This is a genomic window from Sedimentibacter sp., from assembly GCF_038562225.1.
Taxonomy (GTDB): domain Bacteria; phylum Bacillota; class Clostridia; order Tissierellales; family Sedimentibacteraceae; genus Sedimentibacter.
The window spans coordinates 318257-335040 of sequence record NZ_JBCFAS010000001.1 but is presented as its reverse complement, the minus strand read 5'-3'; the positions used below and the strand labels follow the sequence as shown (position 1 = coordinate 335040).

General features: G+C 40.6%; 21 protein-coding genes and 1 other annotated feature. All 21 genes read right to left on the bottom strand.

The genetic code is table 11. The features are described 5' to 3' along the window. Positions 1-12: 12 nt before the first annotated feature. Positions 13-1026 carry a deoxyguanosinetriphosphate triphosphohydrolase gene (locus AAGU76_RS01595; protein ID WP_342484669.1) on the bottom strand — a complete coding sequence of 338 codons (1014 nt, stop codon included), beginning with the start codon at positions 1024-1026 and terminating at the stop codon, positions 13-15. Between the two features lie 35 nt (positions 1027-1061). After that, on the bottom strand, positions 1062-1874 hold the full coding sequence (locus AAGU76_RS01590; protein WP_342483682.1) for a pyruvate, water dikinase regulatory protein: 813 nt from the start codon (positions 1872-1874) through the stop codon (positions 1062-1064). A gap of 12 nt (positions 1875-1886) precedes the next feature. After that, on the bottom strand, positions 1887-2477 hold the full coding sequence (locus tag AAGU76_RS01585; RefSeq protein ID WP_342484668.1) for a helix-turn-helix transcriptional regulator: 591 nt from the start codon (positions 2475-2477) through the stop codon (positions 1887-1889). A 112-nt stretch (positions 2478-2589) separates the two neighbouring features. After that, positions 2590-3984 (bottom strand): glycine--tRNA ligase, encoded by a 1395-nt coding sequence (locus AAGU76_RS01580; RefSeq protein ID WP_342483681.1) that lies wholly within the window; start codon positions 3982-3984, stop codon positions 2590-2592. A 63-nt stretch (positions 3985-4047) separates the two neighbouring features. Beyond that, positions 4048-4225, bottom strand: a binding site (T-box leader). 47 nt (positions 4226-4272) lie between these two features. Then, positions 4273-4782: a DUF4342 domain-containing protein gene (locus AAGU76_RS01575; protein WP_342483680.1), complete on the bottom strand. Its 510-nt coding sequence runs from the start codon at positions 4780-4782 to the stop codon at positions 4273-4275. Positions 4783-4796: 14 nt separating this feature from the next. Then, positions 4797-5510, bottom strand: a complete 714-nt coding sequence (gene recO, locus AAGU76_RS01570; RefSeq protein ID WP_342483679.1) for a DNA repair protein RecO — start codon at positions 5508-5510, stop codon at positions 4797-4799. Next, on the bottom strand, positions 5507-6397 hold the full coding sequence (gene era, locus AAGU76_RS01565) for a GTPase Era (RefSeq protein WP_342483678.1): 891 nt from the start codon (positions 6395-6397) through the stop codon (positions 5507-5509). Before era ends, recO begins: the two co-directional genes overlap by 4 nt. A 16-nt stretch (positions 6398-6413) precedes the next feature. After that, positions 6414-6806 carry a cytidine deaminase gene (gene cdd, locus AAGU76_RS01560; RefSeq protein ID WP_342483677.1) on the bottom strand — a complete coding sequence of 131 codons (393 nt, stop codon included), beginning with the start codon at positions 6804-6806 and terminating at the stop codon, positions 6414-6416. A gap of 21 nt (positions 6807-6827) precedes the next feature. Further along, positions 6828-7910, bottom strand: a complete 1083-nt coding sequence (locus tag AAGU76_RS01555) for a DUF3048 domain-containing protein (protein ID WP_342483676.1) — start codon at positions 7908-7910, stop codon at positions 6828-6830. A 16-nt stretch (positions 7911-7926) separates the two neighbouring features. Continuing rightward, entirely contained in the window at positions 7927-8379 is a 453-nt protein-coding gene (gene ybeY / locus AAGU76_RS01550; RefSeq protein WP_342483675.1) for an rRNA maturation RNase YbeY, read from the bottom strand. After that, complete coding sequence (locus AAGU76_RS01545) at positions 8376-9338, bottom strand: PhoH family protein (protein WP_342483674.1); 963 nt, start codon at positions 9336-9338, stop codon at positions 8376-8378. The genes ybeY and AAGU76_RS01545 overlap by 4 nt, the downstream gene beginning before the upstream one ends. A gap of 12 nt (positions 9339-9350) precedes the next feature. Further along, positions 9351-10556, bottom strand: coding sequence for a sporulation protein YqfD (locus tag AAGU76_RS01540; RefSeq protein ID WP_342483673.1), 1206 nt, complete (start codon positions 10554-10556; stop codon positions 9351-9353). A gap of 2 nt (positions 10557-10558) precedes the next feature. Beyond that, complete coding sequence (locus AAGU76_RS01535) at positions 10559-10837, bottom strand: YabP/YqfC family sporulation protein (protein ID WP_342483672.1); 279 nt, start codon at positions 10835-10837, stop codon at positions 10559-10561. A gap of 164 nt (positions 10838-11001) precedes the next feature. Next, positions 11002-11445: a GatB/YqeY domain-containing protein gene (locus AAGU76_RS01530; protein WP_342483671.1), complete on the bottom strand. Its 444-nt coding sequence runs from the start codon at positions 11443-11445 to the stop codon at positions 11002-11004. 11 nt (positions 11446-11456) lie between these two features. Next, complete coding sequence (rpsU, locus tag AAGU76_RS01525) at positions 11457-11642, bottom strand: 30S ribosomal protein S21 (RefSeq protein ID WP_019227108.1); 186 nt, start codon at positions 11640-11642, stop codon at positions 11457-11459. 105 nt (positions 11643-11747) lie between these two features. Further along, positions 11748-12089, bottom strand: coding sequence for a histidine triad nucleotide-binding protein (locus AAGU76_RS01520; RefSeq protein ID WP_342483670.1), 342 nt, complete (start codon positions 12087-12089; stop codon positions 11748-11750). A gap of 26 nt (positions 12090-12115) precedes the next feature. Then, positions 12116-13465, bottom strand: a complete 1350-nt coding sequence (mtaB, locus tag AAGU76_RS01515; RefSeq protein WP_342483669.1) for a tRNA (N(6)-L-threonylcarbamoyladenosine(37)-C(2))-methylthiotransferase MtaB — start codon at positions 13463-13465, stop codon at positions 12116-12118. 70 nt (positions 13466-13535) lie between these two features. Beyond that, positions 13536-13895 (bottom strand): YraN family protein, encoded by a 360-nt coding sequence (locus AAGU76_RS01510; protein ID WP_342483668.1) that lies wholly within the window; start codon positions 13893-13895, stop codon positions 13536-13538. A 32-nt stretch (positions 13896-13927) separates the two neighbouring features. Beyond that, a complete protein-coding gene (locus tag AAGU76_RS01505) occupies positions 13928-14359 on the bottom strand; it encodes an Rrf2 family transcriptional regulator (RefSeq protein ID WP_342483667.1) in 432 nt (143 codons plus the stop codon). Between the two features lie 17 nt (positions 14360-14376). Further along, a complete protein-coding gene (locus tag AAGU76_RS01500; RefSeq protein ID WP_342483666.1) occupies positions 14377-15879 on the bottom strand; it encodes a helicase HerA-like domain-containing protein in 1503 nt (500 codons plus the stop codon). 180 nt (positions 15880-16059) lie between these two features. Next, positions 16060-16722 carry a deoxyribose-phosphate aldolase gene (gene deoC / locus AAGU76_RS01495; RefSeq protein WP_342483665.1) on the bottom strand — a complete coding sequence of 221 codons (663 nt, stop codon included), beginning with the start codon at positions 16720-16722 and terminating at the stop codon, positions 16060-16062. Positions 16723-16784: the final 62 nt, after the last annotated feature.

The window sequence follows — 16784 nt, the reverse complement described above, 5'->3', positions numbered from 1 at the left end:
TCAACTACAATTTTATTGTCTCCAAGGCTTTGGCATATAAAGGTCTTCGAATATTTTCATGGCATATCTGTCTGTCATTCCGGCTATGTAATCTTTAATTATTTCACTTTTTGTGAAGTTGTTTTCTTTGTAAATATCGGTGTAAAATTTAGGAAGTTTGTCAAAGTTTCTGCTGTAGTATTCATATATTTTCGTTAATATGAAAGTTGCTTTCTCTTCCTCGCTTTTTGCCACCTTGTTGTAATACACGTTTTCAAACAGGAAATCACGTAACTTCCTTGTGAGGTAAGCAACTTCGCTGCTCATGGAAATCGAGTCCTTATCCATACTGTTTTTTATTACGTCAAGTATCATGGTGTTGATTCTCTGCCCGTGGGTGGAGCCCAGATTATCAAGGAATTGCCTTGGTATCTGCCCCGGCTTAATTATGTTCGCTCTCGAGGCATCGTCTATGTCGTGGTTGATGTATGCTATTCTGTCCGACAGGTTCACAATCTCGCCTTCCAATGTTGAAGGTTTATATTCCATCGGGTGGTTTAAGATGCCGTCCCTTACCTCATATGTAAGATTTAATCCGTGCTTATCATTTCTGATTTCAAGAAAATCTACCACTCTGAGGCTTTGCTCGTTGTGTTTGAAGCCGGAGATGCAAAGCTCGTTCAATATTCTCTCTCCCGTGTGTCCAAATGGAGTGTGCCCCAGGTCATGGCCCATGGCAATGGCTTCGGTAAGGTCCTCATTCAATCCCAGGCTCCTGGCAATAGTCCTTGAAATCTGGGAAACTTCCAAGGTGTGAGTGAGTCTTGTTCTGTAGTGGTCTCCCTCCGGAGACAAAAATACCTGAGTTTTATGCTTGAGCCTTCTGAAGGACTTTGAATGCAGAATCCTGTCACGGTCCCTCTGGTAGTCTGTCCTTATTTCACACTTTGGTTCTTCGACAGCCCTTCCTTTTGAAAATTTGGTTTTGGAAGCCCTTTCCGACAGATGCTCAGCTTCAAATTGTTCATATTTTTCCCTAATATTCACCACATCACCCTCTGTAATTTTATTGAAGATACTTTCTATTGCTTATTGCTTTCAGCTATGTAATCAAGTATTATGGATGCCGTTTCTTCAACAGCCTTATCCGTTGTGTCAATAACTTTGCATTTGAGCATTTTCATCACTTTTTCGGAATACTCCAGTTCCTGGAATATTCGTTCCATGTTTGCATAGTTTGCCGTATCCTTCAGACCCATGGCCTTAAGCCTTTCCCTTCGAATCTTGTTAAGATTTTCGACATTAAGGGTGAGACCGATAATCTTTTTGGGCGATATCATTTTCAATTCTTCCGGCGGGCTTACCTCCGGCACCAGCGGAATGTTTGCCACCTTGACGTTCTTGTGTGCCAGGTACATTGACAAGGGCGTCTTTGATGTTCTTGAAACACCAATCAGCACCACATCGGCAAGAAGAATTCCTCTCGTGTCTTTTCCGTCGTCATACTTTACAGCAAATTCAACGGCTTCAACCTTCTTAAAGTATTTCTCATCAAGCTTTCTCAAAAGACCGGGTTCGTTTTTCGGTGACATGCCAAGCTGCTTGACAAGCGGAACAAGTATGGGTGTCATTAAATCCACTGCACCAATGTTGTTTTCCGCAGCTTTTAATGTGATGTAGTCTCTCAGTTCTTCCACTACCAGAGTGAATACTATGAATGAATTTTCTTTTGAGGCCTTATCTATTAAGTTGTCTATGGCCTCTTTGTCGTTTACGTATGATACTCTTTTAATGTCAAAATCCGCAATATCAAACTGCCTTATTACGGCTTTTGCAACTTGCTCGGCAGTTTCCCCTATGGAGTCTGAAACTGCATATATATTGATCTTATCCATGCATATACCTCTTTACTTGGTTATTTCCAGCAATGCTTTAGTTAAATTTGTCTTTGATATTCTTCCCACGGCTTTGATTTTTCCGTTTGAAAGTTCTATAACAATGGGGATGCAGTCAATTTCATTGTCGATGATTTTTTCCGCAGCTTCTACGATGGAGTCTTCTTCAGTGCAGTACACTATTTTAGGCATCCTGGTCATTATGACGCCTACAGGAATGACATTAAGATCCTTTCCGCCCATGGCGGCTTTCAAAAGGTCTTTTCTTGATATGACACCCTTCAGCGCATCATCTTCTACAACAAAAAGGGTCCCGACATTTTCCAAAAATAGCGTAACAATGGCGTCATAGACGCTGGTTGACTCAGTTACATTTATTGGCAGTGATTTAATGTCGGAAACCTTTATTGAGGACAGCTTTTCAAGTATATCCTTGTTGTTTTTCTTGCCTGATATGTAATAGCCTACCTTTGGTTTTGCATCAATTAAACCGCACATAGACAATACAGCCAAATCAGGCCTTAAAGTTGCTCTTGTAAGACCTATCTTTTCAGCGATGGATTCACCTGTAATGGGCTGATGTTTTTCTATTATTTCAATAATAACGTTTTGTCTGTCTGATAGTTTAATACGAATCCCCTCTTTTCATGAGCGCTTGATTTTAAATGCAACATACAGGAGATTCCTGTATGTTGCCAAATAAATAAATCAATTGCTAAAAGTTTATTTTTGCGTTGATGAAGTCAACCAGGTCGTCTATTTTTACTCTTGTCTGTTCCATGGTATCTCTGTCTCTTACTGTCACTGAGTTGTCTTCCAATGAGTCAAAGTCGTATGTTATGCAGTAAGGAGTACCGATTTCATCGTGCCTTCTGTATCTTTTTCCAATGCTTCCCGCATCATCGTAGTCAACGTTGAAGTTTTTCTGAAGCTTGTGGTAAAGTTCAGTTGCCTGTTCGTTTAATTTCTTTGTCAGCGGGAATATTGCCGCCTTGTATGGTGCCAGTGCAGGGTGAAGCTTCATAACAACCCTGTCGGTTCCGTCTTCAAGAATTTCCTCATTGTATGCGTCCAAAAGAAGTGCCAGCATAACGCGGTCAGCACCAAGCGACGGCTCAATGCAGTATGGAACATATTTCTCGTTAGTTACGGGGTCCTGGTATGTCAAATCTTCTCCTGAGGTCGTTATGTGAGCCTTAAGGTCGAAATCCGTACGGTCAGCGATTCCCCAAAGCTCTCCCCAACCGAATGGGAACAGGTATTCTATATCTGAAGTGGCGTTGCTGTAGTGTGACAGCTCTGCTTTTTCGTGGTCTCTGAAACGTACATTTTCTTTTGTCATGCCAAGGCTCAAAAGCCAGTTCATGGCAAATTCCTTCCAGTAATAGAACCATTCCATATCTTCACCGGGTTTGCAGAAAAACTCAAGTTCCATCTGTTCAAACTCTCTGGTTCTGAACGTGAAGTTTCCCGGAGTTATTTCATTTCTAAAGGACTTTCCTATTTGTCCTATACCGAACGGTATTTTTTTTCTGGTGGAGCGTGCCACGTTTTTGAAGTTAACAAATATACCCTGAGCAGTTTCAGGTCTTAAGTATATTTCGGCCTGGGAATCCTCTGTAACGCCCTGGAATGTTTTAAACATAAGGTTGAATTTTCTTATGGAAGTGAAGTTTGACTGACCGCATTCCGGGCAGGCAATCTTGTTTTCAATTATGTATGCTTCCATCTGGGAATTGCTCCAGCCGTCAACAACCTGTACTTCTCCCTTTTCATGCATGTGATCTTCTATAAGTTTGTCTGCACGGAATCTTGCCTTGCATTCCTTGCAGTCCATCAGCGGATCGCTGAATCCTCCAACGTGACCTGAAGCCACCCATGTTGTGGGGTTCATTAGTATTGCAGCATCAAGGCCTACATTGTACGGGCTTTCCTGAATGAATTTTTTCCACCAGGCTCTTTTTACGTTGTTTTTTATTTCAACGCCCAAAGGACCGTAATCCCATGTGTTGGCTAAACCTCCGTATATTTCTGAACCCGGGAATATTATACCCCTTGATTTTGACAGCGAAACAAGTTTCTCCAGCTTGTTTTTTTCATTCTTTGCCATGATTTCCTCCATTTAGAATAAATTTCTCCTAGGACAACAGACACAAAAAAATCTCTCATCCCGTATAGGGACGAAAGATTAATTCCGCGGTTCCACCCTATTTGACAAGGCACAGCCTCGTCCTCTTTAATTTAAACAAAGGACTCAAAAGCTCCCTTCATCCATACCTCAATACCGCTTTCCACCACCGCAGCTCTCTGAAAAATCAATATGGACTACTCTTCTTTATCACAGTCTCAACATTAACTATAATGTAACAAATTAAAGTTTTTATGTCAAGATTTTCTTTTAGAATTCGTCATTATTTTTATTGAACGAATTTGTTATGTCATCCTTTAGATTTTCAGCGCCTTCCTTCATATCCTGCATGGCATCCTTCACAGCATCCATGCCCTGATCCATTTTTTGACCAAGGTCGATTATCTTGCCGTCCTGCTGTGTTATTTCAACGGAGCATTGAGTCAACAGTGCTGCTGTTATGCCGGCTGCTGATAAAAACGGTGCTATAAAGGCTCCGATGAGACCTGCAGTTATGGGCAGGTTAACTATAACCTCGTTGTTTTTCCTGATGGTGAGCTTTGTGGCATTGCCTTTTGTCAGGATGTCCTTTAACTGATTCATCACCTGTTCACCCTTGTTCTGGCCGCCTGAAGTCTTGCTTCTGTTCATGTTTTCAATAAGTATTATTGCTTCCAGCACATCGCCTTCTGCATCCTCAAGAGCCTGCTTTGCAGTTGAATAATCAGTATTGGTGCGTTTCAGGATCTCGTCGATTTTTTGTAAATTGTCATTTTCCATAGCTACCCTTCCTTTTAAATGAGCTTCAATGTAGTGAAATGATCCTTGCCGATGTAGTAGTACAAATAGTCACGGATCAAATTCCTTATTCGGGGATTAACTTCCACTGAGCCTATATTTTCAAATTTTGTCTTCAAAATTCTTTCCAAAGTTAGTATTTCACCATATGTGACATTTATTCCGTTTCCATATTTTACGCAGCCGCTGCACAGCAAACCGCCTTCCTTAATTGAAAACAGCGCATCTTCTCTGATTTGCCTTCCGCAGGAAATGCATTGTCCAAAATCAGGCTTGTACCCCAGCATTGAAACCAGTTTAAGTTCGTATGCGGATACAAGTTTCTCATAATTTTGCGGACAGTCTTCTAAGAATTTTAAAACCGATACAGTCATATCAAATATTTTTCTGTCATACTCGTTCTCCTGAGCAACATAACCGATGAGCTCCAATATGTAGCTTGCATTAAAATAAGCATCCATGCTGTTTTTAAGCCCGTAGAAGTTGTCAATAAGTTCTGCGGACGTTATTATATACATGTCTCTTGAAATTGTCAGAGAGCATCTCGCATGGGCAAAAACCTGCGACACATTGACAAGGTGTGAATTCGGCTTCTTCGCGCCCTTGGAAATGAGCTGAATTTTTCCCATGTTCCTTGAGATGGCATGAAGTATCTTGTCATTTTCCTTATAGCTTACTTCCTTGATAACGAGAATGTCTTCGGTTATCATTTCTGGTTGTATCCGAGGCTTTTCAAAAGATAATTGTTGTCACGCCAGTTTTCGGATATTTTTACAAACAGCTGCAGATTGACCTGACTTCCCAGAAGTTTTTCGATGTCTTCTCTGGCACTTTTGCCTATTCCTTTTATTTTTCTTCCTTCCTTACCTATTATGATGCTCTTGTGAGATTTCTTCTCGCAAAGAATGCTGGCTCTGATATCCACGAGGTTTCTGTTTTTTCTTTCCTTCATTTCTTCAATCTCTATGGCTATGCCGTGGGGAACTTCATCCTGCAGGTACATGAGCGCCTTTTCCCTGATTATTTCTGCCACAACGAAACGTTCCGGTCTGTCTGTGATGTAGTCGTTGGGGAAGTACATGGGTCCGGGCTTCAGGCACTTCTTAATGAGCTGCACTAGTGAATCCACGCCCACATTTTTCAGCGCGGACATGGGCATTATATCGTCAAACACCTTGTACTTGTCAAATTCCTTTGCCATGCGCATGGCAGCTTCCTGGTCGAACATGTCTATCTTGTTTAGTATAAGTATCTTTTTGCCTTTAACTCCCTTTATTTTTTCCATTATGAACTCATCTCCGGGGCCAACCTTGTTGAACTCGTCTGTGAGCATTATGAGTACATCCATTTCTTCAAGTGCAGAGTCAACCTCTTCATTCATGAATTCTCCCAGTTGATTTTTAGGTTTATGGATGCCGGGGGTGTCAAGAAATATTATCTGTGCCTCGTCGTCTGTGTACACAGTCCTTATTTTGTTTCTTGTAGTCTGGGGCTTATCTGACATTATGGATATCTTTTCACCTATCATTGTGTTCATCAATGTAGATTTGCCTACGTTTGGTCTTCCTATTATTGTAACGAATCCTGATTTAAACATATTTTCCTCTCTTCTGTTAATCCAAATCTTCCGGCCCAAAGCTGTTGGGCAGAAGTTCCTCCAATGTGTGAACCTCGTAAGAGTCAATGCTCTTGGCGCATATTATCTTAACGTCACTTCCAAACTCGCGTATCATCTGCCTGCACACCCCGCATGGAAATGAGATTTTTTTGTCGCTTCCTACCACTGCTATTTTTTCGATGTCTTTGTATCCTTCCGACACGCTTTTGGCAATAGCTACCCTTTCGGCGCAGATTGTGGGCGTGTACGACGCTGATTCAATGTTGCAGCCGGTAAATATCTTGCCGCTTTTTGTGTAAACTGCCGCGCCAACCTTAAAGTTGGAGTACGGGCTGTATGATTTTTCTCTTGCTTCCATGGCTATTTTTATCAATAGTTTGTCTTCCATATTTTCCACCTTAATTGCTTATTATTCGGCAGACACGCTTACGCTGTTTATGTTGCTTACAACCTGAATCCAAGTGTTGCCGGGATTAAGAAGTATTTCATTACCATTTGCGTAAAATCTGGTTCTTGACGTTTTTGATGCTTTCTTCCAAGTGATTTGAGTCGATTGCCCTTCAGTCATGTAAAAACCCTTTCCTTCGCCCACGTTTCCAAGATACAGCCTTCCTGCGTTGTCAAGAACACTTTTGGATGTTTCTATCACAATGATGTTCTTCGCACAAAGCTGTTTGTCATCAAGCTCATCTATGTGCATCTCGCCGTCCTTGAACCTTTTGTATGTACCTGAGCTGCTGTCATATTCGTAGTCAGTGCTATTGTCCCTGTTGTATGTGATGCTTATTTTTTTTGCGTATGTAAAGCTTTGGAATACGTCAGAAAGTTTCTTGGTCTCTTCATTGAACTTATACCCTTCAAAACTGCCTTCCGTCCGGTATCCTCGTGACTCTGCTTCGCTTCTTATTGCTTTTAGCGTGGTGTACATGTTGTGGGGAGCAACTTTTCCTGTATCATAATATCTTTGCATAGCACCTGAATACAGACCGTCTATGTCTGGCACAGCAAGAGCTGCAATTTCGTTGAAGGCATCCTGGCTTCCTCCTACATGAACAAAAATTCCGTCATTTTCAAGGGCATAGTAAATGATGTAAGGTCTGGCACTTCGGACAGGTCCCACCATTTCCGGCTCCTTTGCAAGGAATATGCACAGATACCTTGTATATGGATGCTCAACCTCAAACTCATACACTATTTCAGCCTGGCTCAGTCCTGCTTGCCATCTGGCTGACGGATGATTGTCTATGGAAACAGCCACCGGCCGTTTGGAAAGTTCTTCGGGATAGTATTTTAAACCGTCCAGAGGAGATATGACTTTTCTAGAATTATCCTCCGCTTCCTGTTTTTCAGGGTCTTCCTGAGGTATCTCAGGCTCTGTAGATTCGGATTTATTTTCCGTTTCCCCGGATACCGGAGGGGCAATAGTCTGGCTTGAACAGGCCGCAGCCAGCAACATGACAATCAATAAAATAAGCAGCGTTTTTTCTCTCATAATCATTCCTTGATTTTTATTTGAAAATTTGCAGTTCCTTCATTATTTCCTTTTCTCTTTGCCTCATCTGTTCTTTTTCATCACTGTTCATGTGGTCATATCCCAGCAGGTGGAGCATGCTGTGAACAGTCAGGTAAATCATCTCTCTTTCAAGGCTGTGTCCGAATTCATTGGCTTGTTCGATAATTCTCTGTGTGGAAAGGACAATGTCCCCCAATATCACAACACCTTCAAACACATCTTTGTCGTCCATGGGAAATGAAAGCACATCCGTTTCACAGTCCACATTCCTGTAATTTCTGTTCAATTCTCTTATCTCTTCGTTTGTAACAAAAGATACGCTGACCTCGAAGTTTCCTTCTTGTTCTTCAGCTTTCAAAACAGACTCTACAGCCTGTTTTATGGCCATTTCGTTATCTTGTGTTATTTCCATTATATCCTGCCTGTTATCGAACAATACATCAATCATTTCTTTCCCTCATATTTTTCATAAGCCTTTATTATATCCTGAACCAGTTTATGCCTTACCACATCTGAAGTGTGGAAGAACATGAAACCTATGTCGTCAACATCCTTCAGGATGTTGATTACAGTCTTGAGTCCAGATTTCTTGCCTTCCGGAAGGTCAATCTGCGTTATGTCTCCTGTTATTACGGCTTTTGAGCCGTATCCCAGCCTTGTGAGAAACATCTTCATCTGTTCAGTGGTAGTGTTTTGTGCCTCGTCCAGGATTATGAAGGACGAGTCCAGAGTCCTTCCCCTCATGTATGCCAAAGGAGCGACTTCAATGGTTTGTTTCTCAACATTCTTCATGAAGTTTTCAATTCCCATTATGTCAAAGAGAGCATCGTAAAGAGGTCTTAAGTAGGGATCCACCTTATCCTGCAGATCACCGGGAAGAAATCCAAGTTTTTCACCGGCCTCCACTGCAGGTCTGGTAAGGATTATTCTTTCGACTTCCTTCTTTCTGAATGCATTCACAGCAGCAGCAACGGCAAGATATGTCTTCCCTGTTCCGGCAGGACCGATTCCGAATGTTACATCCTTTGAGTTGATCATGTCGATGTATCTTTTCTGTCCTACGGTTTTTGCCTTGATGACCCTTCCTGATGCTGATGTAACGATTACATCCTTCAATATTTCGTTGTAATCTATGTTGTAGTTTGTTTTGTTTGCTTCTATCAGATAAACAACCTTCTGATCGCTTATTTCTCCCTCGTTATCTAAAATATTCATCATATCCCTTAGTATCTTGGCAACCGCTTCTGCTTTTGTTTTGTCTCCTGTAACCTTTATAACGCCGTTTCTTACAAGAATGTTCACATCGAAATAACTTTTTATTATCTTAATGTTCTTGTCATGAATACCCAAAAGCTTTATTAAATTGTCCTCGTTTGCCAGCAGTATGTTTTCTTCAAATAACTCCATTTATCCTCCTAGCTATTCATCAATATCTTTATTTTCTTCAGTCATGGGATAAATTTTCACTGTTTCGCCAATATCCTCCATAACCTCAATTTGAGCCCTTAAATAATAGTAATCATCATCTTGTGTAAAGTTTATGGATGACTTCAATATTTTAGAATCCCTGCTGCACTTTTCCAAAAGGTCGTCGTACATGGCAACCTTCATCCTGTTTTGCGCCGAGTCTTTATCTATCTCTATTTTCTTAACAGTCTCTTCATAGTATACACCTTTGACAACAATAATATCAGTCATTTGGGACAGTATTGGAAAATTAATAGTACTCTCTTTATAATTATAATTTTCATAAGGTTCTTTGTCACCTATTATTTTAACATTGTTTCCATTAATTTTCAAGAAAAACACGGAGCTGGACTTGTTGGTCGGCACTTCAACCTGTCGTATTTTCTCTTCCTTCATCTCAAAGTTGTAATATGTCTTTGCGTACACGATTCCGTCCGAAGGCACCATGACAAATTCATCAGAATTTTTGTTCTTCACTATACCCATTATGAGAGTCTGACCTTCATATACGACATCACCCTGCTTTACAACCGGCTGGCCGCTTTTTGCTATGACCTTGCTTATGATGGCGTTTTTCCTGGAAACAATGCTTGTGGGCTCATTGGTTTTTATCAGGGCAGGTTCAGGATTTTTTTCCTTTACGAATATGATCAGATTTGAGCCTTCAACATAAACCTCCACAAACTTGAAAGTGTCGAAATTCTTGTATATGATGGTCTCAATGCTCTTTGGCTCTATGCTTCCCTGAGACACCGGTACCTTTATTTCATTCTCTTCAAGAATTCCGATGATCTTATCTGCATTGGACTGGCTTGTTCCGATAACCTGTACATTCCATACAAGAGAAGACATCAGGTACAGGCATACCAGAAAAAGGAACACACCGGCAATAAAACCCTTCCGAACTTTAAATTTTCTGAACTTCAGAGCTGCTCCCTTCGCTTTTAGTGGTTCCATTTTCGTTTCTGCTGCAATTTCCGAGTACTTTCTGTAATCGTCGTAGGACATCTTGAACTTAACTTCATTGCCGCTTTTTTCAATGTCCCACATTACGATCCCTTTACGTCTGAGTAAATTAATGATTTTTTCAAAGTTTGCATCAGTAAGCCGGACTACTACGTAGCCTCTTATTAAATACATCAACTTAAATATCAGCATATTTACTCCTTGCTAAAAATGATTTCCTTTATTTCGCCCTTGATTATCACCTTGAAGCTGTTTATTTCCTCTATCTTAAATTTCGATCCCCTTATCAAAATCTTTTGTTCGTTTGTTTTTATACCCACCTCGTCATTTTCGTAGACAACGATTCCCGTGTGGTTTTCGATAATGATCTTTTGGTTGCCGTGCATCCTTAAATCGAAGTTATCCGAAAATGCATCGTTGGGAATTTCAAGATTGTCTGCGATATAGCTTCTGAAATTGTTGAATTTGCCCATACGGTCCTCCCCTCACAATACTCTTACAATAAGGTATGCTTGTTTTAAGGCAACTATGCCATGCACAGTTTTAAACACTAATTTATTGAATGGCATAGCGCAGTCTCGTTCAGGTTAGGGCATAAAAAAACCCTATGCTACTTTGGGTAGCTCAGGGCTTTTACCTACTTTATATATTTAGCCACAATTTCGTTGACATGTTTTCCGTCAGCCTTGCCTTTTACTTTCGGCATAATGAGAGCCATGACTTTACCCAGATCTTTTTTCGTCTGAGCGCCGGTTTCATCAATTGCCTGTTTAACAATTGAATCAAGCTCTTCATCTGACAGTTGAGGCGGTAAATATTCTAATAGTATTTTGATTTCTTCATTGGTAAGATCTATAAGATCTTGTCGATTGCCTTTTTCAAAGTCAGGAATTGAATCTTTTTTCTGTTTGATTTGCTTAGCTATTATATCGACTATATCAGCATCGGCCAATTCAACTCTTTCATCAACTTCCCTTTGCTTAACAGCTGCTCTTACCATAGTAACAACATCTTTTTTGACTTTGCTTTTAGATTTCATGGCTTCCTTAAGGTCTTCCATGAGTTTCTCTTTTAAAGGCATACTTTCACCTCTTATCTTGCTTTTTTGTTTTTCTTTCTACGAGCCGCTTCAGCCTTCTTTTTACGCTTAACGCTTGGTTTTTCATAGTGCTCTCTTTTCCTTACTTCAGACATAACTCCAGTAAGCGCACATTGTCTTTTGAATCTTCTAAGAGCATTATCTATGGACTCGTTTTCTCTAACCTTTACCTCTGTCATCTTGCTACCCTCCCCTCGTCTTCTACTACTGTATGTCCAAGACACCAGCGAGTTTGAAATAGCACTTAGTTATTATATACCATAGAATAAGTAAATGCAAGAAATTTATGATAAAGTTTCTGACAATTTTTTTCCACCAACTAAGTGGAAATGCAGGTGCTTAACAGACTGGCATCCGTCATCTCCGCAATTGCTGATCACTCTGTATCCTGATTCTTTTATTCCTTCCTGCTCTGCAATTTTATTAATGGCTTCAAATATTTCTGCAACTACACTGCTGTTTTCACTTGTAATTTCATTCATTGACGAAATATGCATTTTGGGTACTACAAGTATATGTACAGGAGCCTGGGGATTCAAGTCTCTGAAGGCTACCAGGTTATCATTTTCAAACAAAAATTGTGACGGAATTTCCTTATTTGCTATTTGGCAAAATATGCAACTCATTTCTTCACCTCTCATCAAAAATTTATCTAAACAATAGTATATTCGCCTGCCAAATAATCATTCCTGACATTTTTCGCGCGAACATAAACTATTTTGTTTTTAATATTAATATCACTTTTTAGCAAAACTTTCAAGTAATTTGTTGTATATCCTTCAAATAATTTTTCTTTTTTCTCGGTTTCCACAAGAACGGATAAATCCCTGCCCACAAATTTCTCCATGAACTCACGGGATATTTCTTCACCCAGGTCAATAAGCACCTTGCTTCTTTTAGATTTGACCAAGTCATCAACCTGGTTCTTCATTTCTGCAGCCTTTGTGCCTTCCCTTATGGAATACTTGAAAACATGTATTCTTGAGAAACGAACTTCTTTGACAAACTCAACCGTCTCGATGAACTCCTCATCTGTCTCCCCTGGAAAGCCAACGATTATGTCAGTGGTTATACCGGCATCCGGCATGAACCTTCTAATGAGCTGCACATTGTCCAGGTACTGCTCTATAGTATATTTTCTGTTCATTCTCTTAAGAACAGAGTTGCTTCCGCTTTGAAGGGAAAGATGGAAGTGGTCGCATGATTTTGATAGATCCGAAAAGCGCCTGATGAAGTCTTCTGTTATGAGGTTTGGCTCCAGCGAACCCAGACGTATTCTCTCAATGCCCTCCACCTGGTCTATTTCTTCAATGAGGCGGATCAGAGCATCCTGCTCCTTCACATCCTTGCCATAGGAAGAAATGTGTATTCCATTCAGCACAATTTCCTTGTAACCATTAGCAGCTATGTTTTTCACTTCAGCTACGATGTCTTCATGCTTTCTGCTTCTGATGGGTCCTCTTACATAGGGAATGATGCAGTAGGAGCAAAATTGGCTGCAGCCGTCCTGTATTTTGATGTTTGCTCTTGTCTTGTCGTGAACTGAGCTGATTTTAAGCTCTTCAAAACATTCCTGTCCCATGAAGCCTTCTATTTGGAGACTATGATTTTCATCTTCTGATTTTTCCTGGTCGAGGTCTTGTATTTTTTCCTTCAGAAGCTTTCCTATGTTGCCCTTGTTCTTTGTTCCTATTATAATGTCTGCCGATGTTGACCTGCTAATGTTTTCTCCGTGAAGCTGCACACTGCATCCCACAGCAACCACAATGGCATCCTTGTTTATCCTTTTAGCCTTGTTTATGAACTGTCTGGACTTTCTTTCGCTTTCATTGGTTACGGCGCAGGTATTTATGATGTATATGTCGCTTACCTGACCGGGAGGAAGAACCTGGAAACCTTCATTTTCAAGGATTTCTGACATTGCCTCCGTTTCAAACTGGTTTACCTTACAACCCAGCGTGGTAAATGACACCGTGTATTTTTTGTTTGTATTGCTTTTCAAATTTATTCTCCTGATCGTAATATGCCTTTATAAACTAAAGGGACTTCTAGATAATATCATATTCGATAACTTATTTCAAGCTTGCATCAAAAGCATTTTCAAGATGGTTGATTTTTCTTGAGTCTGCTATAATTTCTATGACATCGAACTGGCAGGATATGTCATCTTGCCCCAAAAGCATCAGATAGTACCTTGCAGCTGTGATTATTCTTCTCTGCTTGTGGACTGTCACTGCTTCCCTTGGATAACCATGGGCTGTATCCTGCCTTCCCTTGACCTCAATAAAATGAATCCTGCCGTTTTTTTCAGCCACAATGTCTATTTCTCCCATGCGGCAGGAAAAATTCATTTCAAGTACCTTGTACCCGCAGTCATGCAGGTAGCTCTGGGCAATTCTTTCATATTCAAATCCTTTGTTCTTGTCGTACATACTTCACAACCTTCTCAATTGATTAGATTTTATTATATGTAGTACATGATGGATTCGCTTCCCTTGCTGTATTCGTTTATTAAATCTTCAAGAGTCATGCTGTCAATTATTTCGTAAAGTTTCCGGTCTATTTTATCCCAAAGATTTCTTTTGATGCAAATCTCCATTTTGTTCAGGCCTTTTGTATCTTCCTTCACAACTGACAAATCGCCTTCCAGCGCCCTAAGAATGGAGCCTATGGATATTTCAGACGGTTTTCCGTTTAACAGATAGCCTCCCTGAGCTCCTTTGACGCTTTTTACTATTCCCGTCTTTCTGAGAGAGGAAAAAACCTGTTCAAGATAGTTCTTGGAAATATTCTGCCTTTCTGCAATGCTAATCAGGGAAACATAATCACCGCTAGAATTGAGACAAAGATCCATGACTGCACGCAGACCGTATCTGCCTTTTGTAGATATTTTCATAATTTTACCCCGTTGCGCTATTTTTTCAATGAGCCCAAAATTCCTCTAATAAGCGACTTCCCAATTTCTCTTCCGATGGCGCTCATGGCTGAACTTGCAGCTCTTTCACCCGGCGACATCCTTGAGGATTTTTTTCTGTTGCTTTTCTGATATGTTGCTCTTTCTTCCTTTTCCTGTTGTTCTCTTCTTTTTTCCTTTTCTATTCTTTCATTTTCAAGCTGTATGTATTCCTGTTGTTTTTTTGTTTCTTCCATCAATTTTTCAAATGCCGACTCCCTGTCTACTTCCCTTGAATACTTATTGTACAGTTTTGAGCCTGCAACTATCTGATTTCTCAATGAATCACCTATTGTTCCGAACTTGCTTTGTGGAGGCAGCACAAATGCCCTTTGAACAATGCCAGGTCTTCCCTTTTCATCAAGCATTGAAATTAAGGCTTCTCCTGTGGCAAGCTCCGTTATTGCCTCTACTGTGCTGAAATTTTCATTTGGACGGAAAGCTTCTGCTGCTGCAGCAACTTTTTTTCTTTCTGCAGGAGTATAAGCCCGAAGTGCATGCTGAATCCTGTTTCCAAGCTGCGCTAAAATGTCATCAGGAAGGTCCGTGGGGCTTTGGGTAACAAAATATACTCCCACTCCCTTGGAGCGTATAAGACGTACCACCTGCTCAATTTTATCGACTAAAATCTTAGGCGCATCCTCAAACAGCAAATGAGCTTCATCAAAGAAAAATACCATCTTGGGCTTTTCCGTGTCACCTTCTTCAGGAAGATTTTCAAAAAGCTCCGACATCATCCACAATAGAAATGTAGAATATAAAGCAGGATTCAAAAACAGCCTTGAGCTGTGCAAGACGTTGATGTATCCAAAGTTGTCCGTGTCAACCTTCATCCAGTCATTGAAATCAAGCTGCGGTTCTCCGAAGAAATATTCTCCTCCCTGATCTTCAAGAGCCATCATGCTTCGCAATATTGCTCCCACGCTTTGAGAAGATATGTTGCCGTAGTCAAGGGTAAACTCTCTTGCGTTGTCTCCGACATATCGAACCATCGCCCTCAAGTCCTTAAGGTCCAGAAGCAGTAGTCCTTTTTCATCTGCAACCCTGAAAACAATGTTCATGACTCCTGTCTGAGTATCGTTCAATCCAAGTATGCGCGACAAAAGCAGTGGGCCCATTTCAGATATTGTTGTTCTTACGGGAAGTCCCCCCTGCCCGAACAAGTCCCAAAACTGAACAGGAAAAGATCTGTAGGTGAAATTATCTAATCCAAAGCGCCTGATTCTTTCCTGCATGTTTTCATTGTCAGTGCCTGCAACAGCAAGGCTTGCCAGATCACCCTTAATGTCTGCAAGAAAAACAGGTACTCCCATTTCGCTGAAAGATTCCGCCAGTACCTTAAGGGTTATTGTCTTTCCTGTTCCGGTGGCTCCCGCAACCAGTCCGTGGCGGTTTGCCATTTTGGGCTCAAGGTAAACACGATTCTCGCTTTTTCCAATCCATACTTTATTGTCAGCAAACATATATTCTCCTTTCAGTTTCAGTATTTTTTAATATTATTTTACCAATATGCATACTATTTTACAACATATATAATAAAAAAATCGCTCCTGAATTCGGTTTGACAGATGACACCATCTTGCCAACAATCTGAACACACTGGCGATTTTTCTGTTTTAAATTATGTTTTACGTCTCCGGTTATTATTCTTTTGAACTGTCACCGTTTATGAGTTTAACTGCTGAGCTTGTTCCAATCCTTGAACAACCTTCGCTTATAAACGCCTCTAAATCTTCAATGGTCCTTATTCCGCCTGCTGCCTTTATCTTGACATTTTCGCCTATGTGCTTTTTGAACAGCCGTATATCTTCTATGGTTGCACCTGAAGAACCGAAGCCTGTGGAAGTTTTTATGTAATCGGCTCCTGCATTTGTTACGGCACAGCACATGGCTGTCTTTTCCTCTTCATCCAGGTAGCAGGTTTCAATTATTACCTTGAGGATTTTGTCGCCCACGGTATTTTTAAGAAGGGCTATTTCTTCTTCAACCTTTTTATATTCTTTGTTTTTTACATCACTGATGTTTATGACCATGTCAATTTCATCGGCCCCGTCCTTGATTGCCTGAAGACATTCTGTTTTTTTTGCTTCTGTGGAGGAGTAACCCAGCGGAAATCCGACGACTGTGCAGATGTTCAGTTTTTCCCGGTACTTGTCGTGTATTCTTTTTATGTAGCAGGGAGGTACGCAAACTGAAGCTGCGTCGTACTGGACGGCTTCGTCACACAAAAGCTGAATGTCCTCCCATGTAGCAAAAGCTTTCAATAGCGTGTGGTCAACATATTTCATTAAATCTCTTCGTTCCATCTTTCTCCTCCATACTGTATTTCTAAACTTCCGGAATTTTCCTTAATTGAAAACTGGAAGTA